This is a genomic window from Candidatus Vondammii sp. HM_W22, from assembly GCF_022530855.2.
Lineage (GTDB): Bacteria > Pseudomonadota > Gammaproteobacteria > Chromatiales > Chromatiaceae > Vondammii.
This window is the reverse complement of the sequence record NZ_CP099567.1, coordinates 170,998-196,259: the sequence shown is the minus strand read 5'-3', so window position 1 is coordinate 196,259 and position 25,262 is coordinate 170,998. Positions and strand designations below refer to the sequence as shown.

Here is a 25,262-nt window from a genome sequence, read left to right as displayed (position 1 = left end):
ATAAAGTAGAATGGACTTGATTTTTTGGATTTTTTAAAGGCACATAGACCAGAAAAATGGCAAAAAAAGCCCTGAACAAGGAGCAACCGCAGTGAACAAAGCGTTCTATTATCTATTCATCCTACTCGCGATCCTTCCAGGGCTGGCATTGGCTTCCGCAGAGGGCGGCAACCACATCGACCTGACCAACCACTGGGTGGGCTTCACCGGTATTGCCATATTCATACTGGCCTATGCACTGGTCATGGCTGAGGAGTTCACTCACCTGCGCAAATCAAAGCCAGTCATCCTCGCTGCGGGTCTCATCTGGGCCATTATTGCCTGGGCCTATGCCTCTCACGGATTCAACCACGAAGCGGAGGCCGCAGTACGCCACAATCTGCTTGAATATGCAGAGCTGATGCTCTTCCTGCTGGTGGCCATGACCTACATCAACGCCATGGACGAACGCAGTATTTTTGAAGCCCTGCGTTCCTGGCTGGTCGGCAAAGGCTTTGGATTCCGGCAACTCTTCTGGATTACCGGCGTACTGGCCTTTTTTATCTCACCGGTTGCAGACAACCTGACCACGGCATTGCTGATGTGCGCCGTAGTGCTGGCAGTGGGCGGTGACAATAACAAATTCATCCTGCTCGCCTGTATCAACATTGTAGTAGCAGCCAATGCCGGTGGTGCCTTCAGCCCCTTCGGCGATATCACCACCCTGATGGTATGGCAGAAAGCCGTGGTGACACCCCAGGGCGTCGTCTCCTTCACAACTTTCTTCAGCCTGTTTCTCCCTTCCGTGGTTAACTGGTTGGTGCCGGCGGCAATCATGCATTTTGCCGTCCCGAATGAACATCCCACAGGAGGCGGTAACGCAGTTGCAATGAAACGGGGAGCCAAACGCATCATTGTGCTCTTCCTACTAACCATCGTCACCGCCGTCAGCTTCCATAACTTCTTACACATGCCCCCAGTCATCGGCATGCTGACAGGTCTTGCCTATCTGCAGTTCTTTGGCTACTTCCTGAAGAAAACCTCCCATATCGACCATCATGGCAAAGCAGAAGACCCTGAGCATGAAGGCCAGATGGGTGATCCGGTAGCCTTTGATATCTTCAACAAAGTAGCCAGGGCGGAGTGGGATACACTGCTCTTTTTCTACGGCGTGGTTCTCTGTGTCGGCGGTCTCGGCTTCATCGGATATTTGAGTCTGGCTTCCGAGCTGATGTACATCGACTGGGGTCCAACCACCGCCAATATCACCGTGGGCATGCTCTCAGCCATTGTTGATAACATCCCGGTCATGTTCGCTGTGCTCACCATGATGCCTGACATGTCCATGGGCCAGTGGATGCTGGTGACCCTGACAGCCGGCGTCGGCGGCTCCCTGCTCTCCATGGGATCTGCCGCGGGCGTTGCTCTGATGGGACAGGCCAGAGGCCGTTACACCTTCTTCGGGCATCTCAAATGGGCACCGGTCATCGGTCTTGGCTATGTAGCCAGTATCTTCACCCACATGTGGATTAATTCCGGCATGTTTTAAACCCTGCCAAAACCTCCGGCAGCCGACCGCTGGAGGTTTATATCTATTCAATTTTCTCTATCATGTTGGCCTGACCGCAACATAGGATCCTAGTACTCCATCAAGGTAGAATTGAAGAGTTCAGAGCTACCTTAATCGAGTACTGGCCAACATCATGCAACGATTTTCGTCAACACAACGCTCTCCTGTTTTATCCACTCGCCCTGGCACTGACCGGCATGCTGATCGGCCTCTCCTATCTGCAGTTCTTCGGCTTCTATCTGAAAACCACCCATCAGCCCACAGAGAGCAGCATACGAGATGAAGAGGGACTAGGCATGCCAATCCCTCTCGATATCTTTGTTCAAGTGGCGCGGGCAGAGTGGGACACTCTGCTCTTTCTCTACAGCGTCGCCCCGTCAGCTGGCGGCTTGGGATATTTGAACTATCGGCCCTGGCTTCAGATGTTATGTGGAGCCTGCTCATAAACCATAACTCTTTGATATTATTGCCGTAAATACACCGTATCAGGTATAATGGTGCTCGAAAAATGAGCCATATCCACCAAAAGCCATGCACCTATGATCCGATATCACAGCCATAGACAAATCCCTCTCGCTGAATTTGATTGGCCCTTTCAAACAGCACCGGATTAAAGCAACCGCTGGGTTAAAATGAGCGAGTGTATTCCCAGGGATGAATTGGCAGAAAGTTACTATCAGGGACTTTGACACACAGGGTCGTTCGGCAAAAGATGCCCGACTGATCATTGGCGCGGTAATCATTAAACACAAGCTCTGCCTTTCCGACAGAGAGATTATCCTGCAGATCCAGAAATATCCCTATTGTCAGTATTTCGTAGGGCTATCGGGTTATCAGATGGATGTGCCGTTTGCCCCTTCGTTATCTGCTGAGATTTGCAGGCGGATGGGGCCGTCGGTCTTTGAGGCATTTCATGGTGCTGTCATCGATGCGCTGGTAAAGTATAAAGATAAAAAAAAGCTCAGCCATTTAGAGTCGACCAGATGGAATAGGAAAGTCGCAGCAAAAAGGTGATGATGAACCGCCCTCAGTTTCAGGGAGTGCATCTGAAGAAGAGGCGTCGGACCGCCAGAGCAAACTGATTCTGGATGCGACAATCGCTCAACAGGCAATTCGTTATCCTGCCGGAAAGGTACGGCGTTGGGGGATCAAGCAACAGTTGCAGTACTTGCGCCGGAACCTGGACCACGTCGAGTGATGGGAGGAATACTGGCAAGAAGGGACACTCCCACGTTGGTTGCTACATCGGCATTGGGTGATCCAGCATGTCTATGAATGATGTACCAAAACAAAAGCCACCGCTGTGATGGCCACATCGTTAGCTGCTGCCGGATTAAATGATCCAACACCCCTTAGCATGAGCAAACATTCGCTTGAGTACATTACGCGTTAGTAAGGCAGAGTTATCAGAACCTCGCTTCCTAAATAGAGCCTGTAAAGTTTTCTGTGTAACAGCCAAGGTTAAATATATACTGCTAAGCGTTCTACGGACTCAATCATAAATCTATTCAATGCTGGTTTCCAATGACGGATCGGCATTGTCCACTTTTTCGATGGGACCTGGATTGCCAGGTAGATTACCTTCTTCGTCGAGTCATCGGTTGGAAACAACTTCCTCTTTTTGATCGCTTTGCGAATGACGCTGTTCAACGACTCAATGGCGTTGGTCGTGTAGATCACTTTTCGTCTGTCCTCCGGGTAGTTGAACAGCGTGTTGACACCTCCACTGCATGGATCAATAGTATTTTCCCGGTTCGGTAGAGGTATTTTATGTTGGTGGCAGCCTGACTTACTGAACAGACTCTGTCTAATTTAACTGTTTTTTTGGGATATACCCCCATGCTTAATCGCAAAATATGCATCGCCCCCATGCTGGATTGGACAGACCGCTATTTCCGCTATTTCCTGCGGCTGATATCCCGTCATACGCTGCTTTATAGCGAGATGATCACAACAGGCGCCTTACTCCATGGCGATACCCACCGCCATCTGGATTTCAATCCAGAGGAGCATCCACTGGCCCTGCAGCTTGGTGGCAGCAACCCTGATGCTTTGGCAAAATGTACACTGTTAGGCTCGCAATGGGGCTACGACGAGATCAACCTTAATGTCGGCTGTCCGTCCGACCGGGTTCAGGCAGGAAAATTTGGCGCCTCATTGATGGCCAAACCCTCGCTGGTGGCCGATTGCATCAAGGCAATGAGAGATGCCGCAGATATACCCGTAACAATCAAACACCGCATCGGAATTGATAACCTCGACAGCTATCAGTCGCTGACTGATTTTGTCGGTAAAGTCACCGATGCGGGCTGCCAGACCTTTATCGTCCACGCCCGCAAAGCATGGCTGAAAAGGCTAAGTCCGAAGGAAAACCGGGAGGTCCCTCTCCTTCAATACGACACGGTCTACCAGCTGAAAACCGACTTCCCCAAATTGGAGATCATTATCAACGGAGGCATTAGCACCCTGGAACAGACAGAGCAGCATCTGGCACATGTTGACGGGGTTATGATCGGGAGAGAAGCTTATCACAACCCTTGGCTGTTGGCCGAAGCTGACCGCCGACTGTTTGATGACAATCATCCAATACCTTCAAGACACAGTATTATTGAACGACTGATGCCGTTTGTGGAGATGGAGCTTTCTGTTGGGGTGCCCATCAGCCGGACCACACGCCACATCCTTGGGCTGTTTCAGGGAGAGCCTGGCGCAAGAGCCTGGCGCCGGCATCTGAGTGAGAATGCATACCGAAAAGGAGCCGGGACGGAGGTCATCCTTGAAGCTGCCGGTAAGGTGCCAGCCTCGCCATGAAAACACACTATCATCAGATCAAACGCTGCATCACTAAAGATGGTTCTGAAATAAGAGAGTTGCTACACCCCGATCACCATAGTGTCAGCAACCAAAGCCTTACCGAGGCAACTGTTCCCGCTGGAGTAACCCACTTGCATCGCCACTATATTACGTCAGGAAACGGCGAGATACCCCCGGCAGTAAGCGGCTTACCATGAAGCTAGATAACTCGATCTGCATACCGCCGGACACTGCGGACTGTATTACCAACACCGGCAATGAACCGCTGATGATCCTCTTCTGTTGTGCGTCGGCTTATGCGCATGGAGATACGGAGCTGTTATTGGGTGCTGATGCTGAGTAATCGATAATCTATCAAAGCAGCCGGCTAGGCAATTTCGATTGGCTCAGCACCCAATGTCAGGGTAAACCGCTGCTCTGCAACAGTAAGTGGTCCAGCCGTCGCCATCTGCCTCTCCAGCACGACGATACTTGCCTCCGGTGAATCTACCCCTTCCTGTTCACGCCGCACAATTCGACGCTTTAGCTCATCTGCCGGTAGTTGGCAGTGAAGAATAACAAACGGTATTCCAAAAGCCTCCGCCAATGCCTGAAACGGTTCCCCCCTGTCCGTCCATCAAAAAGGTGGCGCCGAGGATAACCATAAAACCAACATCCACTATCCGCTTTCCGACCGTTCCCATGCACTCATCTTAGCCAACTGCTTCCGCACCACATCAGAACGCAGACGAACGGCAGACAGCGCCTCGAGGCAGCGGAATGTCTTGGTGCTTTTTCCTGAACCTGATAGACCATAGGTGATGATCAACGCCGGGGCACACAGATGTGTGTAGCTTTCAGCCAGATTCAGATAGGTGGAAAAATCATTCAGGACTTCCGCTCTCCCTTGTTCTTCCGGGCCATCCTGGGGAAAGCGCCGCATCCTGACGGTGTAATCGATCACATCCTCATCTCCATTCAAAGAGGGGCATCCGGCGAACCGGTGATCGCAACCACGCCCAGATAGATATCGGATGGAAGACACTGATTCCGCCTAATCTCTTCATAGCAGAAGTGCCTGTGATGCTCCAGCATGGAGAAATCCTAAATCCAGCGGCTTCTTAATCCTACAGGCGAAATCCCCCACCAGGAGCCACACGGAGATCGCACAGAGCGGCGATTAATTGTTGATGAAATTCGACAACCACAGGGCAATCACTGAATTGACTTGGTATTAGATCATGCTAGTATCGCGCCGCCGCAGGTAAATTAGGTGCGGCTGACTAATTTTAACCCTTATCTGAGGTAATGATAATGACCGTTGACCGTATGATACTCGCTTTTGCCGGCTTTTTTATTCTGCTGAGTCTGGCTCTTGGCTGGGAGCAAAGCCCTATATTCCATAACACCAACTGGCACTGGTTCACGGCCTTTGTCGGTCTTAACCTTTTTCAGTCAGCCTTCACTGGACTCTGCCCTCTGGCAATTATCCTGAGGAAGCTGGGCGTTAAAAGCGCTTGATTTTCCAGCGTCCCGGATTTCTACAAGGATTGCAGAAATCCGGGGTCCAACTACCCATTTCGACCCTCTAATTGGTCATTCCGGCGTCGAGATGACGTTTGAACCTTAGTTAAGAGCCACTCAACCTACCACTCTATTTTTTCAGATACCCTGCCAAAGACTATACCAGCGGCTCGGCAAGCAGGTCGTGCTCATCTGAACCGGTAATCTTCACCTCAACAAAGTCACCGGGCTGAAGATCACACGGGCCTGCAATAATGACCTGGCCACCAATCTCTGGAGCATCGGCCCCGCTGCGGACAATCGCCTCATCGTCAGACACCTCATCCACCAGGACGATCATCGTCTTGCCCACTTTGGCTGTCAGCCGCCGGGTGCTGATTTCAGCCTGTCGCTTCATAAATCTCGCCAAGCGCTCCTGGTTCACCTCTTCAGGAACCGGTCGGCTCCTTCATTAGGATGGCGAAACTTCATAACCCGCAGCTGGGTCAACATTCGCTCTGAATCCACCAGATTTCTAGGACAGCCAAGACTGACAAAACCGATTTGAGGAGATGTTTGATTATTCATGCAACCGATTTACTCAGAAGTAAGAAGGTCAGTCAGCGCGGTAACCTGAGACTCCTGGCGAATCTGGACCACCATGCTCTCGTCCAGAGCAAGTGCTCTACTCTCGATATGGGGCAGCAGCAGCTCGGCAAACTGTTGCACGATCAACATACCCGCCCTGGCACGGTCATTTTCATCCTTAATATCGGAGATATTGTCACTCAAACTCTGCAAATACGCTCTGAATTCCGTGCCTTGCTCTGCAATCTCAAGAGCCTGAAATTCCGGTTTAAAGGTTATCGCCAGCACCCGCCCCTGACCATCAGCCGGATCGCCAATGGTTATATTCATGGGTCCTTCGATTAACATCGCTAATCACCTCTAACCGTCAAATCTTTACGCTACGCCGTAGCTCATACCGGCGAAGTTTACGGCCATTAGAAAATAATGACTATCCCAATCTGTAAGTTGTCAAACTTGATTACCTTTAACCCGTTCCTTATCAACTTTCTTTGAATAACAGCAGATATCTAGCCACTTAATCACAACATTCAAACTTATCAGGTTGGCCGGGGTGTTGTGCGAAGATGCCCAGAATAAAGATAGAATTTAATAATATTAGAGTATTGCATGATAACAGTTTTGTTTGAGCAGTAAAGAGGTATTATTTAAAGAATTGTGCGCTATGCAGATTCAGCAAAGCATGTAATAGCCTTCCGGGTATCTGTATTGTTCTTCAGTATACCACCGTTGCACTTCTCCTGGGCATTCTGGCCTATCTGTTCATCACCCAGGAACTCTGATTCAAGTTACAACTACAAGTTGGGTTGGCAGACCTTCCGACCGATCTCTTTATCTTTTCCACTCATCAACAGCAGCTACGGGAACTGTCGATTGACGCCGAAAGATTGCCTGATCCCTCACCAACCACTAAAAAACATAGCACCACGACCAAATCGCTATTACCATTGTTTTTTCTTCTCCAAAGGCTAAAAGCAACAATGGGCTACCGGCTATCAAAAATCTACACCCGCACCGGGGATCAGGGGATAACCAGCCTCAGCGATGGCAAAAGGCTAGCCAAAGACAGCACCCGCATAGAAACCATTGGCTGCATCGATGAACTCAATAGCCTGATAGGCCTTCTGATTGCCCAGGATGTTCCAGAGTCTATTGATGGATCGCTTACCAATATCCAGCACAACCTGTTCGACCTTGGTGGAGGATTGTCTATGCCCGGCTATCGGGTTGTGACCGATAACGCGGTTACTCTCCTTGAACAGCAACTGGATAAACTGAATGAAACTCTTCCACCGTTGAAAGAGTTCATCCTGCCCGGTGGCAGCCTCCAGGCAGCAAGCTGCCACCATGCCCGCACTGTCTGCCGACGGGCTGAGCGGCGCCTGATGACGTTGGTACAACAGACGGATGAGGAGATCAATCCGGCCGCTCTGAAATACCTGAATCGTCTCTCCGACTTACTGTTTGTCATGGCTCGGACACTGGCGAGGATGAATCATGGGAAAGAGGTTTTCTGGAAAAAACAGAAATAAAGCGAGCAGCTCACAAATAACCGTTCAACCGCTACTGAAGCAGGACTTTATCTTGTCACAGAACAGACCAAAAATAGCCCACGGCAGTACCATCACCCTCCACTTCTCACTTGCTTTGAGCGATGGGACAGAGGTTATATCCACGTTCGGCGAAGAACCCACAACCCTGACAATCGGCGATGGCAGCCTGACAGAGGGGTTGGAGCAGGTACTTATCGGCCTCAAGCCCGGCGATAAACAGTCGCTGATTATTGAAGAGGAGCATGCGTTTGGGCCTTGGGATGAAGATAAGATCAATTACATATCCCGCAAGGATTTTGCACCGGAGATTGAACTTGAACAAGGCTTGGTGATCGGATTTGAAACACCTACCGGGGAGGAAGTTGCCGGTATCCTGCTAGAGATAGAAGAAGAGAGGGTCAAAGTAGACTTCAACCATCCCCTCTCCGGTGATGACATTGCTTTTACCGTTGAGATCACAGACGTCACAAACCAGACACCTTGACGACTAACACTCACTATCAGATTGAATTATTCTCGCATATGTCGCCACGACATCTGGATACCTGAATCATGAAAATACAACTTGCCAATCCCCGGGGGTTTTGTGCCGGTGTCGACCGTGCCATAGAGATTGTCGAACGCACTCTTGAGATCTTCGGGTCACCCATTTATGTACGCCATGAGGTAGTGCATAACCGCTTTGTGGTGGAAAGCCTGAGACAGGCAGGGGCGATTTTTGTCGATGAACTCAGTGAAGTTCCGGATGGAAATACGGTAATTTTCAGTGCCCACGGGGTATCACAGAGTGTACGCAGAGAAGCTGAAGGACGCGATCTGCAGGTTTTCGATGCAACCTGTCCCCTGGTGACAAAAGTCCATCTGGAGGTTGCAAGACATAGCCACAACAGCCATGAGGTGATACTGATCGGCCATCGTGGCCACCCTGAAGTCGAGGGCACAATGGGCCAATATGAACAGAAGGCAAGCCAGGATGGTATCTATCTGGTGGTCACTCCAGATGACGTAAAAAAGTTACAGATCAACAACCCTGGCAGACTAGCATTCGTCACCCAGACAACTCTCTCCATGGACGATACCTCACAAGTGATCGACGCACTAAGAGAGCGGTTCCCCTTGATACAGGGTCCGAAAAAGAGCGATATATGCTATGCCACACAAAACCGCCAGGATGCCGTCAAAGAGCTGGCACGGCATTGTGATCTGGTGCTGGTTGTAGGATCACCCAACAGCTCGAACTCCAACCGCCTGAGAGAGATTGCAAAGAAACTGAATACTCCCTCCTACCTCATCGATGGTGCCGTCGATATACGGACAGAGTGGCTCGATGGAACTGATAACATTGGCGTAACTGCGGGTGCATCAGCACCGGATATTTTGGTCGAGAATGTGATAAAAAAGCTTAAGACATTGGGTGTTACCGAGGTAAGCACGCTCCAGGGGCATGAGGAGAGTGTTGTATTTTCATTACCCAAATCTTTGCAATAAATTGTTTACCCGCTCCGAGAAGATAAGCCTGGTATCATTACCAGCAAACGCTGATCGTAGGAGGGTCATCTCCTGCGCCTTTCATATCACGGGTGCCAGTTTGGGTGAGTGTTAACGTGCCGCATTTATCTCCATCCTGAGCACCAACCGGAATAGCATGAAGAGTATATGTGTCACTCGAAGCATCATGGATTTCTAGCTTGTAGAACGCATCAGGCCCATCCAAAGGGCTTTTGTCCGGGAAAAATCGTGGGGAACCAGTATTGGCCACTCCATCAGCGTTAGTTGCAGCTCCCAGATAATTACCCTCTTCGGTATAGTAACGTTCCATGGCACCGGCCAATCCCATCAACGCTCCTGTTGCATCGGCCCTGCGGCTTCTTCGCACCTGCTCCAGGTAAGAGGGGTAGGCAATCGATGCCAGGATTCCGATAATGGCAACGACAACCATCAGCTCTATCAAAGAAAACCCAGTTTTAGGAATGCCCATCCATCTCGCTCCAGCGATTAATTGGGTAATAGTTTTGGTGAACCCCGGTATTAAAAATCAAAAAGCTGCTCCCATGAGATTCGACCCTGATTGCCCCGTGGTAACGTTTCCACCGTGCGAGGCAAAGGTTTGTTTTTCGTGGAACTCCCTGTGTACTCACTGCCCCAACGAAATGAAGATCCCGATACAATCCCTTCTTCTTTTTTGTATGCGCTTTGATTTCCATAACTTTCACCACCGACTTGAACAACATCTTCAGCATCCACTACGCCATCATTGTTATAGTCAAACGCAGGTTTTTTTGGCTCGCCTCCATTCGCTGAATCAACAACCATCTTCCGGCTATCTCCACCCGCCTTACATGTGTCAAGCGAAGGGGTCAGTGTATTAAAATAGATATTATTACCTCGGACAACAGAGTTGACGACAACGCGCTCGCCTTTTTCTCCGGCCCCATCATTCTCGAGGTCAATACGCCAGCCATACTCCATCTTGTCATCATCAACACCTTCGTACTCAACGGAGTGAGTTGTCAGCAAGCGGAATTTTTCTCCGTTGCCAGGCACATCTTTTTTAAGTGTCTGTGACTGCAGATTATCCCGTTTCAACACTCCTTTGTTCCGATCCCAGACTCCGTAGTAAGACTGCATATCGATGTTTACAATATCGTCACTGGTCAAATACTGTCCCGTGCCGAAATAAACCATCAGGTTGGGTGTATTTCCATCTGCCGGGGCAACAGTCGGGTGGTCGATAATCACAGGAGCAGTGGTAATCGGCTGATCTCGGTTCCCAGTGAAGAGGGGCTGTGGATCTGATCCGGACTTATAGGCTGAGCCCCAGTTCTTGAAATTCTCGCCCGATATATCAAAGACCCACATATTGCCCTGAAGATCACCCGCATAAACGCGATCTGCCACCCAGTCACCATTGGTATCCACCACAGAGACAGAAGAGAGGCCATTTCTGTTACCTGAAGAACCAATACCTGTATCCAACTTTATATAATCGTGTTTTTCGTAACTCCATACTCCATCCAGCCCTTCTTCAATGAAAAGTATAAAGAGCTGAGCCGTGTCGCTTCCCTTGTAACCATTACCAAAGATGACTGCCCAGCGATTGTTTGAACCCGATTTCGCATTGGTCAATACGATAGATGGCTTGCTGTAGGTATACCCCAGATCAGGATCATCCTCTGAAGTGAACTCCCATAAAACAATATCTTCTGCTTTATCTTCACTGAAATCACCTGGATCTGTAACATCCAAGGAAAAAATACCTCGACCATCGCCACCTAATGAACCAACCAACAGGGTCGCCCACGAACGCGCTGCATTTGACTCGTTTTCGGTTTTAATATAGGCATCTGCTACGCTCGGCGTCATGTCCACATAGTAGCGGTGGTTGTATTTCTGATCTGTCAGATAGTGCAGTCCTGCAGTCTCTGTTTCAGAGTAGAGCGCCCCTGGAATATAAGCCAGCTTCTCTTGACCTGTATCCGCATCGAAACCGTGAAGCATACCATCGTTTGCACCAACATAGACCATCGCCTCGCGAGCATTGTCTGACTGATCTTTGGCATGTTTTTTTCTAAAATCGCTATATTTCAAATCGGTTTCAATTGGAAAAGGTTCGGTATCCGGCCAGCCCAACTCCGGCTTGCCAACGTATACCGGTCCAGAATGCACTATGTCCCCCAGACGGGTTTCCCTTTTACGATACTTTCCATCTTTCTCCCCTTTCTCTTTGCCTCGCTCTCCCCGCAAATAATTCAGACGCTCCTCGGCTTCATCTTTGCCACCATAAGCAAGGTCCTTATACAGTGAACCTGCAGCGCCAAGACCCTCAATAACCTCCCAGGTAAAAGGAATTCCATCTTTTGTGTCATGCCGGTCATAAGTGATAATGACACGCTGATCGTTTGTTATGTCTTTCTGGTCTAGCTTCGTGGCTGCTGACCAAAATGGTTTTGACAATAACCCTCCACTCTTCTTCAGTGAATAAAATTTAAGATCACCACTCCAATGATTGGGGTTGAACTATGCAAAATAGAGCACGCCATCCGTTTCCGACTGGCCTGATAGAGAAAGCAACCGACGACGCCGAGCCTGATTGCGCTATCGCGCTCTCCAATACGGACTTGAGTGCGGAAAGCGGATATAAACTCTCCACGGCCATTATAAGCGGCATGAATAAGTTCATTTTTCCTGGCATCTTCATTATCAGCAACAGGATCACCCCAATCAGGCCACTCACCTTCGAGGGCCTCATCTGCCGTACATTTCGGATCTGCAGATTCGTAGCTGGCTTGTGGTGGCAGACCATCAGTAGATAGGGTTCCACTGATACCGAGCCCTATCGCGTAGGTAACCATATGTTGGGCCGGATTCTGATCAATGCCACATTGAATGGGCACCTTATTGGCCATGTCAGGATGAAGATCACGCTCGTAGTAATACATGGCAACATCAGCCAGTGTTGCACTCACATGATCACCATAAGGGCCTTTATCAAATGCATTTAGCGCTGAAGGTCTTCCATCATTATCAGCATTCCCTATGACCTCACCCTTATCTTCAAGGTTTTTTGTATTGAAACCATCCGTTGCCAGAATCGTAAAATTCTTTTGGCACTCACCGCCCGTGGTTTCAACCACTGGACACGCTGGCGATTCCGAATTAAAAAGGACCGTACTCGTACATTCAAAATACTTGCCGGCCTGATGTAGCGCTGTTCTCAGAGGTGTACCACCACCACCTGACGTATCGACTTGAAAGATAGCATCCATTAGGCCGCGCTTTTCGGTTCCTTCACTATCATCCAAGCCTATATTTACTATCTCTTTTCTCTCATTGTGACTGTTATGATGTAGTGTCGATATCCCCATTTTCACACTCTCCATAGGAGAGACCGCCAGAGCCAAAGCGCTCTGCGTAACCAACAGACGATTACGATAATACTGCCACCAATTAGCGAAATTTTGCTTCTCTTCATCCCTCGTTCGGATAAAACATCCATTCTTTATTGGCGTCTGACCACCACCACACTGTTTGCCAGTAGTGATAATCACCCTCTTATGGGTGTCATCGGAATCAACCCTTTTGTTCTGATGGCTGTTTCCATTTTCAGAAGTATCTACCCATACCCATACCCATACCCATACCCATACCCATACCCATACCCATACCCATACCCAATAAGTCGATGAATTCAGTTGAAAAGTTACGCGCTTGGAATAACCTTTTATGTTGCCTGTTTTATATTCTCTGCATTTTAACTCGCCAATAACACATGGCCGATCTTTTTCAACATAAACCGATCTTGATAGATCAACTATTCTCGGATTTTTACTCTTAAAGGGAGAAGATCCTATCGCTTTTTTAAAATCAGCATTGCCATACTTTTTCCCTTGCTGATTAAAGCCAACCCAAGGTTTATATTCGACATCAGGATTATAATAGAGTGTATTGAAATTGTGATTACGTGCACGCCAGACACCCTTAGTGGCATCTTCCCAGTCATGCGGATCAATATTTTTAGCTGTCAATGCACTCTTGACATTTTCAGCAGCTTGCATAGTTGAAACCAGGCCTTTCATGTACCTGGAACGATCACCATCATCGAACAATATCTCAGATATCACCTCCCCCCGGCCAGTGTGGATACTATAACGCCCACGAAAATTGGCTTCCCGCTCTATCCCTGAAGTAGTATAGGGATACAGCCCCTCCATCAGAGTCTCGTTATCCATACTAGCTGAATCATCTACCAGAAGCAGGAATTGGGATTCGCCCCGGATTTCAGGAACAGTGGTAACGGGTCAATATCACCAATCGAAGATACCGACGTTACAGGGAAAGTAACCAACAACAACGTCAAGAGAAATGTATAGACAAGCGTACAGCCATGATTATTTATCAACTCATAGCCGCCCGGCGGGGGTACGTGCATGGAAGATTGATCACACCATATCATCATAATGCCTTCCCATAGAGGCTACGAAGCTTTACTACCGAGTTGTTACTGTTCCCAAAACCACGCACAGTTACCTCAAACACCGTTAATATCAGGCATAGATCCGAGCTTTCCATATTGTCCCAAACTAAGGTCGCCCTTTGTATCGGAAATATCATCCATGTGCCTGATTATGTAACGTGGTTTTTTACTTACACCAGAGGGTTTACTTTTTTTATATTCAACAGAATTATCAGCTGTCCATTCAGTAAAATCTGTGTTTTCGTCTTTTTGATACAGACCAGTTTCATCATTAAAATCTGATATTCCCGACATCTCATCCAACCAGGATTCTGCATCTCTTAATGCGCTCTCGGCAGCTTCAAATGCCAGGCTATGGTCAAACAAATTACCTGCCATTTTCTCTTCCAGAGTGCTGGTTTTCATTGATGCAAGGCCAATGACAGTCATCACCAGCAACAGCAGGAGAGTAACCACAAGCACAACCCCTCTCTGATTCTTCTGTATCTGGATAATCTTGATACTCATCACAAACACCTTTTGCTTTATTCAGTTTGGCAAGGTTCTGTTACGCAGGTTGATGGTGGTGGAAAAAGATCTCTTTAATGACTTGCCAGTGGTGACTCCCAGATTGCTTTCCAAGGATTTTAAATTGAGGCCAACCCTAACACTTCTTACGTTTTCCCAATCACCAACCTTTGAAGCTGTGCGATATTCATCAACATCGCGCTCTCCGCCCGTGTCGACGCCATAGGCCAGACTCATACTCTCGACTCCATCGATTAGCTTCGCTGCAATATTATTTTGTTTCCGCATCAAGTGCTCGTTTTCGACATAATAGGAAACCGTCATTATCAGCATCACTTTTGCATTTTTCGCATACGCTTTGGACGTACAGTGAGCATCAGCATCTGCACAATCAGCAGAATGTTCATTTCCAGGCGAAGGATCATTACTGAAAACAGTATGAGTGGCAGTGTGGTTTTTTATGTCGTCGTTAATCGAGGTTGTCACATCTGTAATCTGGAAAATATCAGCCTGAATCGCATCGCATCGCATCGCATAACAAAATAACACTACCCTTTTTAAGTATCCCGTTAGAGCCAACGTCAAGAGCCTCGGAACGACTCGTCATGCTTTTGCTCAGACTGATACCTCTATCCAATGCATACTGTATTGTGATGAAATCCTTACTGTTCTCTGTCTTGCCGACAACGGCCTGATTGAATTGATAGCCTGCAGAAATCTCCCCTGTTGTTTTATCGAGTTTCAGTCCATTATTGATCTTCAGCCCCTCGGAGCCACAGCCACGGAAACCCGCCATTCGAATATCTTCAGCCATTATTATCATTGCAAAGCGTCCATTCTCCTGTAGCCGGGAGGATGCTTCCGTGACTCTGTAGGTCTGTTTGCTGCTGACGAATATCTGGCCTATTCCTGCCACAAGAAACAAGCCAATGGCAATAGCCACCATGATTTCAACGAGGCCTGCGCCAACCTGTTTATGATTCGTTGTCACTGAACCAAGTGCCTCATAACTGAGTAGAAACCATAAAGCTCTTTTGTTTACCACCACTACCCGATTCACCACGACTGTCATTCCATTCAACGGTAACGATGACTATGTCGTTATTACTTCGCTCTATCTTTCCATTTCCTCCCGGCAACTCCTTTAGGAGCTTTAACCACTGCTCTACATCCTCTATAGGTGCCGTATTCACCCCATCACTTTTTTTGTTATTCGCGCCCGCATAATCATAATCACCGGAAATTGCCAGTATCCGATTTGAACGCATTCGCTCAAGCATATCTTCAGCCAGAACCACCGCCTGGCTGCGACAATAGGCGCTGTCATTCATCTTGAGACTCATCAACTGCAGGCCCGCAATACCCAACAGGCCAACAGAGAGAACAACAATAGAAATCAAAACTTCAAGCAGTGAAAAACCTCTACCTTTCGACTGAGATGGCAGGAAATATTTATGAACACGCACCATCCGATACCCTCACTCTACCTGAGGATGAAATAATCAATTTTTTCTGTCTATTCGCAGAGGCTCCCGAATTACAAAGCTCGAAAGTAACCGCATTACCAATCAAAAAACCCCTTGGCGAAAAATTTATTTGCTTGACTCTGTTGCTGTCACGCAAGGCACTCAGGGTTGATTTTCCTTCGAATGGAGACTGCACTCTCAACAAAACCCTATTCTTGGCCCCTGCGACTGTTACTCTCCAGCCCCTCTTCCAATTGCCACTCTCTTCAGCGATCCTGACCTGAACACCCCGCTTAACCGCCTCGCTACGGGCGAGGTTGACTGATGCGACAAGGGCATTAGCCTGTGTAGTCAGCCTGTTGTTGATAATCAGTGAATTGAAGCTGGGCACGCCGAGGCCGAGGGTAATAGCCAACACAGCGATAGTCACCACCAGCTCAATCAGGGTGAGTCCATTATTTGCGCTCATATAACTAATGACTTCTGTAGTTATCCCTTGTTTATAATAAGGTAACGTCTGAATAAAGCAGTGAACCATGTCTCTTTATTTCGTACAGTTTTGTGAAAACAAGAAGCCACAGAATCGTGCCACGCACAATGATTATGAAAATTGTGGAAGCTGGATAATTCTGTTTCTGATTGATGGTGAATAAAAGATAGTCACGGGGTATTCGTGAAGCCTGAGTAGCAAGAAGGCCAGGAAGAAGCGGGCCGCAGTTAGAGGCTGCGCTAAAAATAGGCCACTTGTCGGAAAAAAACGTCACGTCATCTTTATTACTTCGAATTTATCAGAGCATTCCGTCTATATAGTTGGTGTTGGCATCGGGTTTCAGAACCCGGGTATGCTGTTTCAAGGGATCATGCAAAGAAGCAGATAGAGAGATCATGCAAAGAAGCAATAGAGAGATCATGCAAGGAAGCAATTCGGGTTTCACGCTGATTGAGCTGATAATTACCCTGGCAGTCGCTGCTGTGGTGCTTACCCTTGCGGCTCCAGCGCTCCGGGACACCCTCATAAGAAACAGGGTGGCAACAGAGATAAACTCCCTGGCCGCCACATTGAACCAGGGACGCTCGGAGGCTATTAAGAGGGGACGTTCTGTCACCCTCTGCAGCAGCAGCAATGGCACGTCCTGCTGCAGCAGCAGCAATGGCACGTCCTGCGCAAAAAACTGGCAAAATGGCTGGATTCTGTTCGAAGACTCCAACGCTGATGGCACCTTCGATTCTTCTGATGAGACCGCAATTAAGGTATCAAGCGGCTTCACTTCATCGGACACTCTCGCCTACGCAGCCAGTACAGCAACCAGCTCCTATGTGCGCTTCAAGAGCAACGGTTTCTCAAAAGAAGCAGGCTCATTTAAATTGTGTGAAAGCGGCTCTGCTGTAAAGTATGCACGAGCCCTCTACATCAGTACCACCGGCCGAATTCGACTCAGCAGTGACTCCGACAACGATGGTGTCCATGACGATGGCCTGGCCTCACCCAACGAATTAAAATGCTCATGAACCAGAAAGGCTTCACATTACTTGAAGTTTTGATCGCCGCTTTAGTGCTGTCTCTTGGATTACTGGGGACTGCAGGGATGCAAATAATCAGTCTAAAGAACACCAACAGCGCATACCAGCGAGCTCAGGCAACACAGTTGGCCTACGATATCATCGATCGCATGCGGGCCAACCGTGACGAGGCAGAAAAATCCGATTCAAAGTCAAAGTATGCAATCGCATATGGCGGCAAAACATATGCCGCTTCTTCGTTGCCCGATTGCGAAACAAAGAATTGTGATTCGGGTACCATGGCCGGCTATGATGTCGCCAACTGGAAAGTTGCACTCGCTGCCACACTGCCGAGTGGTGATGGCAGCGTCTCCATCGACACCGCAAGCAAGATGGTCACCGTCGACATCCGGTGGGACGATGTTGTGGTGGAGTTCGATTCGGAAGACTGGATACAGTCGCGAAAGCCTCTAACGCTTTCTTTCAGAACCGAACTATGAAGCAACTACACACCATACTTCCAGCTACCATCAGAGGCCTGACCCTGGTGGAAATCATGATCGCTCTGGTACTTTCACTACTGCTTTCAGCAGGTGCCATCCAAGTCTATCTAAGCAATAAAATATCCTATCAGACCGCAGAGGCACTCTCCCGAATTCAGGAGAATGGTCGCTTCGCAATTCAGTTTCTCACCAAAGAGATTCGCATGGCCGGTTTCATCGGCTGCGCAGTGGCATCGACAGGTAATTCTGTCGACAGCACATCCGATAGCTGGGTGTACAACTTCAATGACTCCGTCATTGGGTTTGAGCTGAAGAAAGGCAGCACCCTCCCCAGCAAAATTTTAAGCAGTGCCATCACCGATACAGATGCCATCGCCATCAGCCGGGGGGGCGATGACACCTATTTTTATGTGAAAAGTCACGATGCCAATAATGCGAAAATACACCTGACAGCCAATTACAATATAAAAAAGGGCAGTCACAATATAAAAAAGGGTGAAATTCTGATGATTGTAGATTGCCTGGGAAAGCAGGCGGGAATTTTCCAGGCGACAGGAAGTAAGACCAACACCATAAACCACGGCACAGGCACAGCTACCCCGGGCAATTGCACGAGCAATCTGTATGGCAACTTTGACTGCTCTAATTGGAGCTCGAAAGCAAGATCTATTAATTACAATGATAAGTCCAAGCTTCTTCGCATGAAGAATTCAATTTTTTATCTTGCTGATGGGCGAAAGAACAGTCAGAAACAAGCCATACCAGCGCTTTACCATAGCGTTGTTGTCGCCAGTAGTGGTAGCGTCGCAGTAGAGGCGGAAGAGCTTATCGAGGGGATAGAGAATCTTCAGATTCTCTACGGCGTCGACACCGATGCCACTGCCGATGGCATTGCCAACCGTTATGTAACAGCCGACAGCGTGGGCGACTGGAGCAAGGTCGCCAGCGTGAGGCTTTTTCTGCTGGTCAGGTCCATCGAACCCACCAGCGGGGGAGTTAAGCCCTATACCTTCATGGAAACCGAATCCACCTCCCATACGGACAATTACATCAGAAGGCAGTTCACAGCCACCGTTCAAGTACGCAATCACGGGCTTGACCTATGATCCGAACAAGCAGACACAATGATGCAATATCCATCCACTAAAGAACGTGGGGTTGTGCTGGCTTTCTGCCTGGTACTCCTGCTGGTCACGACGCTACTGGGAGTTGCTGCAATGAGCACCACCGCCCTGGAAGAAAGCATGACCCAAAACGAGCGGGACCAGCACACCGCATTCCAGGCAGCGGAGGCGGCGCTACGTGAAGGTGAACGCTACGTTAAATCCCAGGCCACAAGCCCGACAATATTCCCTGGCAGCTTCAGTAAAACCTGCGCCAATGGCCTCTGCTTTAGCAGGGAGAACACCCCCAATTATGACAAAACAAAAAGCCCCTGCGAGACCGGCGGCATCAGTGACCGTTGGGATATGTGGAGTTGCCCTACATCGCACTCCGGTAACCTGGCGGTCTGGACCAATGCTAAGCGTCACCGATCCCATGCAAATACCAGCTTGACCAACAGTAAAGGGATTACCACACTACCCAAATATATCATCGAATTTATGGGATATCAGGACATCACCCGCGATGAGCTGTATCGGATCACATCATTTGCCACCGGCGGCACGGACGACGCAAAAGTGATGCTTCAGTCAACCTACCACCTCAGCTTCTGACAACGCCGAAATACAAGTAAGGAAAATCTTCATGAAAACCTCAAACTTCCTAAACAAATCATGCTGCGCGATTCAGGCACTGCTGTTAGCGGGGCTGATCTTGCCCGCATCCTCACTTGCTGCAGTATCAGGAACAACCTCTTCAGACTTTAGCGGAATACCCACAGCATCCAGCCCCAGCGCACCCCCGCTGGTGATGCTGGTGATGTCGGTTGATCACCAATTGACACACAAGGCCTACACCGACTACAGCGATCTTGACGGTGATGGCCGGTTGAATACAGGCTATACCGACACCTTCGACTACTACGGGTATTTTGACAGCAACCGTTGCTACAGCCACGATGACTTCAGGTTCAATCCTGAAGAGGCAACAGCAGGAATCAACAACCACGACTGCTCAACAACTAATCACTGGAGCGGTAACTTTCTCAATTGGGCCACCATGACGCGAATCGATATTGTGCGCCGAGTATTGTATGGTGGTTTAAGATCAACCGATGACACGGACACAACCGTTTTAAAACGTACCTATATACCGCAAGACGTACACGCATTTGCCAAGGTTTTTGCACCCGGCACCACCACTGAGATGATGAGGTTTACGCCCTATGATAACAAAACAAGCATCACCCTGTGCAACGTCTCTACCAGCATAAAATCAGACCCTTATGTACGCATTGCCGAAGGTCCCTATCCCCGATGGGCAACATCAGAAACTGTACAATGTCAGTGGGATGACGGGGCGTCTACCCCACACAATGGAACTGCTTTGCCCGTTTACGTAGCGGTTTGCGTGAGTGCCTCAACCAAAGAGAGTAACTGCAAACTTTACCCCAATGGGGGTTACAAGCCTACCGGCCTCCTGCAACACTATGGAGAAGATGGGACACTCCACTTTGGCCTGATGTCCGGCAGCTATGACAGAAATATAGAGGGAGGCGTGCTTCGCAAGAACATCACAGCACTCGCGGGAAATAGCGATCCAGCCGATGATGAAATTGACACCGCTACCGGCGTGTTTATTAATAAAGACGACAGTAGTGAAGGCATCATCAAAACATTAAATCTTCTACGGATCGCCACTTATAACTATGATTACTCAACATATTGGGACTGTCAGGGCCGCACTAGCACATTTATATTTAAACTTCATTCTGGCAACCACAAATGTGCTGACTGGGGCAATCCACTGAGCGAAATATACATGGAGGCACTGCGCTATTTTTCCGGAGAGACATCACCCACCAGCAACTTTAATGGCGATGACACTGCCCATATTCCCGGACTCAATGATGCCTCCTGGCGCGACCCCATGTCAGCCGATAAATGGTGTGCCAATTGCGCTATCGTTACCATATCTACCGGTTTAAATTCGTTCGACAAAGATAATCTTTCCACCTCAGGCATCACAGGATTAACCAGTATTAATGATGCTACTGATGCTGTTGGCGACATAGAGATGGGAGGCTCTTTTGCTGGTATGTACCTTCACGGAGGAGACACCAATAGCAATCACCGATGCACCGGAAAAAAGGCAGATAATCTCTCCGATATCACGGGAATATGCCCAGAAGTACCCCAGTTGGAAGGCGGCTTCCATATCGCAGGACTGGCACACCATGCCCACACCCATGATCTGCGAACCGGTGCAGGCTACCCGGAAATGCAAAAAGTTGATACCTATGCCGTCGCTTTAGCTGAATCGCTGCCAAGCTTGACCATAAAAGTAGGCGGTGGCGGCAAAGAGATCACCTTCCTACCCTATTGTGAATCAACACAAGGTCGTCCCGACGGTTCCCATCCATGGCAAGCTTGCAGCATGACCGGCATCACCGTTGAAAGCCAACATCATGATAGCAATGGAAATTTGGTAGCTGGAAGCTTGTTGATTTCTTGGGATGATTCCCTTTTTGGTAATGATTATGACCTCGACGCGATGGAACGTATCGAGTTTTGCGTCGAAGGATATTGCGATTTGGTAGGCTCCTCTGCAACTAACAGAAAATCCTTGCTCTGGGCGGACACAAGCTATCGTGGTCGTGGCGAGAGTAAGTTAGTAAGCGGCGGGATCAGGATCAACACTCGTCTTGTTCATGCCCATGCCAAAAAGAGTTTGCAGCTTGGCTATACCATCACAGGCACCACGCGTGATGCCACCTACCTTCCTGTAGTTGCGGATAACAGTCTCATCAGTCCAGATTTTAGTGCATGGGACATGGACGATGAGAATCCGGACTCGGAACCACAGATAAGATATAAGGGTATTGATGAGCATCGGTTTATCGCCGATTTTCTCGCCAGCTCCGCCACCACGGCAAAGCTCCTAAAGAACCCTCTCTACTATGCAGCTAAATACGGCAGCTATACCGATCTGGACGGCAGCGGAGACCCTACCTATAACGGCAGCACCAGCGACAACCGCGAGTGGGACAGCGAAGATACCGATGGCAACCCGGTCCCTGACGGCATTCCAGACAATTTTTTCCAAATAAGAGACCCTTCCCGCCTGGAAATACAGTTGGCCAAAATATTCAGAAAGATCGTCAGCCGGGTCTCTTCTGGTACAGCAGCAGCCGTTGTCTCCAACAACACATCCGGCGAAGGCGCACTTTACCAGGCACTCTACTACCCGAAATATGAAGACAGTAACCGCAGCATTAGCTGGGCGGGATTAGTCCAGGGCATATTTATAGACAGCAAGAGTAACCTTAGAGAAGACGCGAACAACAACGGCGTCCTGGATGACTGCAGTACGGACCCGGCAATTGATATCTATCAGGATACCAGTGCGATTCCCTATACAACCAGGATCAAGCGTTATAACAGCACCGATTGCGAAATTGTAACCGAATCAGACAAGGCACTCGACAGCGCCCTGACCCTTACTCAATTTAGCATTCACCCAATTACCAATCTGAGACCGATCTGGAACGCCCGTGACGAATTGGGGAAACTGACCAATAGTGAAGTGGTCTCACAGCGCCCCTATACGAACTCCGCCGCAGGAGGGCGGCACATATTAACCTCCACCGACGGAACCTCCCTTATCAACTTTGACACGGCGACTTTCAAACCGGCCAATTACACCTATCTTGATGTTGCGGATGAAGCGACAGCAGACAACGTAATCGACTATGTACGGGGAAAGGATGACATCCCCGGCTATCGGGTCCGGTCTGTGGATTTTAACCCATCCACCTCTGGCGATGAGGTATGGCGGCTAGGGGATATTATCCACTCATCACCGGTAGTCATCGGGACACCGAACGAGGGTTACGGGATAACACATGATGATACCAGCTATCTGCGATTCAAAACCAAATATAAAAATCGTCGCAACGTGATCATTGTCGGCGGCAATGACGGCATGATACACGCCTTCAATGGTGGGTTCTGGGATGCGTCACTGAAAGCGTTCAAAACCTCAAACTCTGGCGAAACAGCGCACCCTCTGGGCAGCGAATTGTGGGGTTATGTTCCCAAGGCGCTTTTACCCCACCTGAAATGGCTACCGGAAATTGGCTATCCCCATGTCTACTATATGGACGGTCGCCCGATTGTATTTGATGCCAATATCTTTACCGCAGACACTGACCACCCCGGTGGCTGGGGTACCGTCATGGTGATGGGCATGCGTTTCGGCGGCGGCGACATCACCGTGGATGTTAATAACACCCCGGGAACGACCAGTGACGACGAGGTATTTCGATCCTCATACGTCGTGCTCGATGTCACCAACCCGGAAGTTGCTCCCATGCTGATTGCCGAAATCAGCCATGCCAATCTGGGATACACAACCGGCGTGCCGAGTGTGATAAAAAAACGCAGCCCCGGTGGCGACCTGGACTGGACGACAAGTGGTGACAACCTCAATATATGGGAGCTGGTGTTTGGGTCAGGTCCAACCAGCCATCGGACCGGAACAAGTACGCAGAGCGCCAGACTGTTCAGGTATGACCTAAAAAAGAAGGCCTTTGTTCCAAAATCTGGACCGGTTGATCTGGATGAGAACGACAGTTTTGTCGGCAACCCTACCAGCACCGATTGGGATAGCGATTTCATTGATGATGTCGTCTATTTTGGTATCGTTGGTGGCACTGAAGCTCAACCAAGTGGAAAGCTGAGACGCATGAAAGTGTCCAATGGAGAACTTTATACACTACTCTCAAGTTCTCAGCCATTCATCTCAAAGCCTATGACAAAACTGGATTCCATAGGCAAAAAGTGGATTGTGGCGGGTACAGGCCGTTTCTTTGTGACCGCCGATAGTGATAATGTCGAAACTACCTCTCAGCAAAGCATGTACGGAATTAAAGAGCCCGTTAATAACAGTGGCGATCTTGCCTATACAGCTGTCTTAGCTGCCGATCTGGTCGATACCACGGATGTGCAAATTTTCACCGATGGCTCCATTCTCCCAGCTAACTACCAGATTGGAGGCGCAGACATTGATACCTATGATCAATTGCTTGCTGCCATAAGCAGCAAGTCAGGTTGGAAAACCGACTTCCCAACCACCTCCAATACAGAGCCGAACACACGAAATATCACCAACCCGGTGATCACGGGCAATCTGTTGATTTACACAGACTATACTCCCGGCGCGAAAAACTTCTGTGAGGCAGAGTCAAGCAGACTCCATGCCAACAATTTCATGACCGGCACAGCCATTCCCTTTGCTCCTATCGGCACCGATGGAACCGTTACCAGTGGAACCGCCGAACTGGTGAATGAGAGCTTGAGCCTTGGTATAGGACGGACATCGGCACCTGTTGTCCATAAGGGATCTGGTAGTACCACAGCCGATGGAAGTAAAATGACAGTGTTGGTCCAGGGCAGTGCGGGGGCCATTATTCGTTCAAAGGTTTTCATACCTGGGGGGTTATCAGCCAAGCGGCGATCCTGGCGCCAGATTGATTTTGCAAACTAGAAGGGGAGCCTCCGATCAACTCATGAATCAGTGTCTGACCGCTGAAATCTCCCAGCTCTGCGTTGGAAATCTTGGCAATAGCTGGCTTTTACCGGCAATTTTCGCCTTGACCCGGAAGATTCCATCTCATCATCCATCCGATCCAGTAATTAATCGGTGGCTCCCTGGTTATTGGGGCAGCATCGCAATACATCTTAGCCACCACAGGAAATACCAAACAGGCATCACACATCATGCGTAAGTCAAATATAAAACGAGTAAGAGGATTTACTCTTATCGAACTGATGATCACCGTAGCCGTTATTGGCGTTCTCGCTGCAATTGCCTATCCCAGCTACCGGGATCAGATTATTAAAACACAGCGTACAGATGGCAAAAGTGCATTAATCCAAGCCGCCGTGCTCCAGGAGAGATGGTTTACCGAAAACAGCAAGTATACCACTGACATGACGAAACTCGGTGGGTCAAACTCTCAAGAAGGTCATTACGTCATAGGTGCAAAAATTGGTGATATCACTGGCACGGCATGCAATAAGTCTGCACATACCAAGGATAACTGTTTCGAATTGACCGCAACTCCAGGGTCTACGCAAAGCGATAATGGCTGTAAAAATCTGACCCTTGACAGCTTTGGGCGCAAAAAGCGAAGCGGTACCGATAACAGATGCTGGTAAG

General features: G+C 48.9%; 24 protein-coding genes and 3 pseudogenes. 14 read left to right on the top strand and 13 right to left on the bottom strand.

All coding sequences use genetic code 11. The annotated features are described in order from the left end of the window. The first annotated feature begins 91 nt into the window (after window positions 1-91). Window positions 92-1,528: a sodium:proton antiporter NhaD gene (gene nhaD / locus MN084_RS01030; RefSeq protein ID WP_241085208.1), complete on the top strand. Its 1,437-nt coding sequence runs from the start codon at window positions 92-94 to the stop codon at window positions 1,526-1,528. A 152-nt stretch (window positions 1,529-1,680) separates the two neighbouring features. On the opposite strand, the gene MN084_RS01025 is transcribed toward nhaD, so the two are convergent. Beyond that, a complete protein-coding gene (locus tag MN084_RS01025) occupies window positions 1,681-1,803 on the bottom strand; it encodes a hypothetical protein (protein ID WP_277400079.1) in 123 nt (40 codons plus the stop codon). A gap of 400 nt (window positions 1,804-2,203) precedes the next feature. Between MN084_RS01025 and MN084_RS01020 the strand changes: the two genes are divergently transcribed. Continuing rightward, a complete protein-coding gene (locus MN084_RS01020; RefSeq protein WP_241085209.1) occupies window positions 2,204-2,563 on the top strand; it encodes a transposase in 360 nt (119 codons plus the stop codon). A gap of 447 nt (window positions 2,564-3,010) precedes the next feature. On the opposite strand, the pseudogene MN084_RS01015 reads toward MN084_RS01020, so the two are convergent. Further along, window positions 3,011-3,262: pseudogene (locus MN084_RS01015) on the bottom strand (transposase); the annotation flags it as partial. 126 nt (window positions 3,263-3,388) lie between these two features. Between MN084_RS01015 and dusA the strand changes: the two are divergent. Both dusA and MN084_RS01005 read left to right on the top strand, forming a co-directional pair. Beyond that, a complete protein-coding gene (dusA, locus tag MN084_RS01010) occupies window positions 3,389-4,360 on the top strand; it encodes a tRNA dihydrouridine(20/20a) synthase DusA (RefSeq protein WP_241085210.1) in 972 nt (323 codons plus the stop codon). Then, window positions 4,357-4,706: pseudogene (locus MN084_RS01005) on the top strand (cupin domain-containing protein). The gene dusA and the pseudogene MN084_RS01005 overlap by 4 nt, the downstream one beginning before the upstream one ends. A 24-nt stretch (window positions 4,707-4,730) precedes the next feature. On the opposite strand, the pseudogene MN084_RS01000 reads toward MN084_RS01005, so the two are convergent. Beyond that, a pseudogene (locus MN084_RS01000) lies at window positions 4,731-5,285 on the bottom strand (AAA family ATPase). Between the two features lie 371 nt (window positions 5,286-5,656). Here MN084_RS01000 and MN084_RS00995 point away from each other — a divergent pair. After that, window positions 5,657-5,863, top strand: coding sequence for a YgaP family membrane protein (locus MN084_RS00995; protein WP_241085213.1), 207 nt, complete (start codon window positions 5,657-5,659; stop codon window positions 5,861-5,863). Window positions 5,864-6,023: 160 nt separating this feature from the next. Here the strand turns inward: MN084_RS00995 and MN084_RS00990 are convergent, their stop codons facing one another. Continuing rightward, window positions 6,024-6,263: a TRAM domain-containing protein gene (locus MN084_RS00990; protein ID WP_241085214.1), complete on the bottom strand. Its 240-nt coding sequence runs from the start codon at window positions 6,261-6,263 to the stop codon at window positions 6,024-6,026. Window positions 6,264-6,442: 179 nt separating this feature from the next. Next, on the bottom strand, window positions 6,443-6,781 hold the full coding sequence (locus MN084_RS00985) for a transcriptional regulator (RefSeq protein ID WP_241085215.1): 339 nt from the start codon (window positions 6,779-6,781) through the stop codon (window positions 6,443-6,445). A 632-nt stretch (window positions 6,782-7,413) separates the two neighbouring features. Here MN084_RS00985 and MN084_RS00980 point away from each other — a divergent pair. The 3 genes from MN084_RS00980 (at window position 7,414) to ispH (ending at window position 9,474) form a co-directional block, all read left to right on the top strand. Beyond that, on the top strand, window positions 7,414-7,965 hold the full coding sequence (locus MN084_RS00980; protein ID WP_241085216.1) for a cob(I)yrinic acid a,c-diamide adenosyltransferase: 552 nt from the start codon (window positions 7,414-7,416) through the stop codon (window positions 7,963-7,965). A gap of 52 nt (window positions 7,966-8,017) precedes the next feature. Beyond that, window positions 8,018-8,470, top strand: coding sequence for an FKBP-type peptidyl-prolyl cis-trans isomerase (locus MN084_RS00975; RefSeq protein ID WP_241085217.1), 453 nt, complete (start codon window positions 8,018-8,020; stop codon window positions 8,468-8,470). A gap of 68 nt (window positions 8,471-8,538) precedes the next feature. Next, window positions 8,539-9,474 carry a 4-hydroxy-3-methylbut-2-enyl diphosphate reductase gene (gene ispH / locus MN084_RS00970; protein WP_241085218.1) on the top strand — a complete coding sequence of 312 codons (936 nt, stop codon included), beginning with the start codon at window positions 8,539-8,541 and terminating at the stop codon, window positions 9,472-9,474. Between the two features lie 37 nt (window positions 9,475-9,511). Here the strand turns inward: ispH and MN084_RS00965 are convergent, their stop codons facing one another. The 8 genes from MN084_RS00965 to MN084_RS00930 form a co-directional block, all read right to left on the bottom strand. After that, window positions 9,512-9,964 (bottom strand): type IV pilin protein, encoded by a 453-nt coding sequence (locus MN084_RS00965; RefSeq protein WP_241085219.1) that lies wholly within the window; start codon window positions 9,962-9,964, stop codon window positions 9,512-9,514. A 50-nt stretch (window positions 9,965-10,014) separates the two neighbouring features. Next, complete coding sequence (locus tag MN084_RS00960; RefSeq protein WP_241085220.1) at window positions 10,015-11,940, bottom strand: pilus assembly protein; 1,926 nt, start codon at window positions 11,938-11,940, stop codon at window positions 10,015-10,017. Between the two features lie 17 nt (window positions 11,941-11,957). After that, entirely contained in the window at window positions 11,958-13,715 is a 1,758-nt protein-coding gene (locus MN084_RS00955; protein ID WP_241085221.1) for a hypothetical protein, read from the bottom strand. A 299-nt stretch (window positions 13,716-14,014) separates the two neighbouring features. Next, window positions 14,015-14,467, bottom strand: a complete 453-nt coding sequence (locus MN084_RS00950) for a pilus assembly PilX family protein (RefSeq protein WP_241085222.1) — start codon at window positions 14,465-14,467, stop codon at window positions 14,015-14,017. Window positions 14,468-14,488: 21 nt separating this feature from the next. Further along, complete coding sequence (locus MN084_RS00945) at window positions 14,489-14,953, bottom strand: PilW family protein (RefSeq protein WP_330178264.1); 465 nt, start codon at window positions 14,951-14,953, stop codon at window positions 14,489-14,491. A gap of 19 nt (window positions 14,954-14,972) precedes the next feature. Continuing rightward, window positions 14,973-15,512: a PilW family protein gene (locus MN084_RS00940; protein WP_241085224.1), complete on the bottom strand. Its 540-nt coding sequence runs from the start codon at window positions 15,510-15,512 to the stop codon at window positions 14,973-14,975. After that, window positions 15,472-15,936, bottom strand: a complete 465-nt coding sequence (gene pilV / locus MN084_RS00935) for a type IV pilus modification protein PilV (RefSeq protein WP_241085225.1) — start codon at window positions 15,934-15,936, stop codon at window positions 15,472-15,474. The genes MN084_RS00940 and pilV (MN084_RS00935) overlap by 41 nt, the downstream gene beginning before the upstream one ends. After that, the gene (locus MN084_RS00930; protein WP_241085226.1) at window positions 15,920-16,402 is read right to left on the bottom strand and encodes a GspH/FimT family pseudopilin; all 483 of its coding nucleotides are present in this window, start codon (window positions 16,400-16,402) and stop codon (window positions 15,920-15,922) included. The genes pilV (MN084_RS00935) and MN084_RS00930 overlap by 17 nt, the downstream gene beginning before the upstream one ends. 416 nt (window positions 16,403-16,818) lie before the next feature. Here MN084_RS00930 and MN084_RS00925 point away from each other — a divergent pair, with 416 nt between their 5' ends. The 6 genes from MN084_RS00925 (at window position 16,819) to MN084_RS00900 (ending at window position 25,261) form a co-directional block, all read left to right on the top strand. Next, complete coding sequence (locus tag MN084_RS00925) at window positions 16,819-17,442, top strand: GspH/FimT family pseudopilin (protein WP_330178263.1); 624 nt, start codon at window positions 16,819-16,821, stop codon at window positions 17,440-17,442. After that, window positions 17,433-17,933: a type IV pilus modification protein PilV gene (pilV, locus tag MN084_RS00920; protein WP_330178262.1), complete on the top strand. Its 501-nt coding sequence runs from the start codon at window positions 17,433-17,435 to the stop codon at window positions 17,931-17,933. The genes MN084_RS00925 and pilV (MN084_RS00920) overlap by 10 nt, the downstream gene beginning before the upstream one ends. Next, window positions 17,930-19,042, top strand: coding sequence for a PilW family protein (locus MN084_RS00915; protein WP_241085229.1), 1,113 nt, complete (start codon window positions 17,930-17,932; stop codon window positions 19,040-19,042). Before pilV (MN084_RS00920) ends, MN084_RS00915 begins: the two co-directional genes overlap by 4 nt. 21 nt (window positions 19,043-19,063) lie before the next feature. Then, the gene (locus MN084_RS00910) at window positions 19,064-19,654 is read left to right on the top strand and encodes a pilus assembly PilX family protein (protein ID WP_241085230.1); all 591 of its coding nucleotides are present in this window, start codon (window positions 19,064-19,066) and stop codon (window positions 19,652-19,654) included. 31 nt (window positions 19,655-19,685) lie between these two features. Then, on the top strand, window positions 19,686-24,587 hold the full coding sequence (locus MN084_RS00905; protein ID WP_241085231.1) for a pilus assembly protein: 4,902 nt from the start codon (window positions 19,686-19,688) through the stop codon (window positions 24,585-24,587). A gap of 233 nt (window positions 24,588-24,820) precedes the next feature. After that, window positions 24,821-25,261 carry a type IV pilin protein gene (locus tag MN084_RS00900; protein ID WP_277400082.1) on the top strand — a complete coding sequence of 147 codons (441 nt, stop codon included), beginning with the start codon at window positions 24,821-24,823 and terminating at the stop codon, window positions 25,259-25,261. The last annotated feature ends 1 nt before the right edge of the window (window position 25,262 follow it).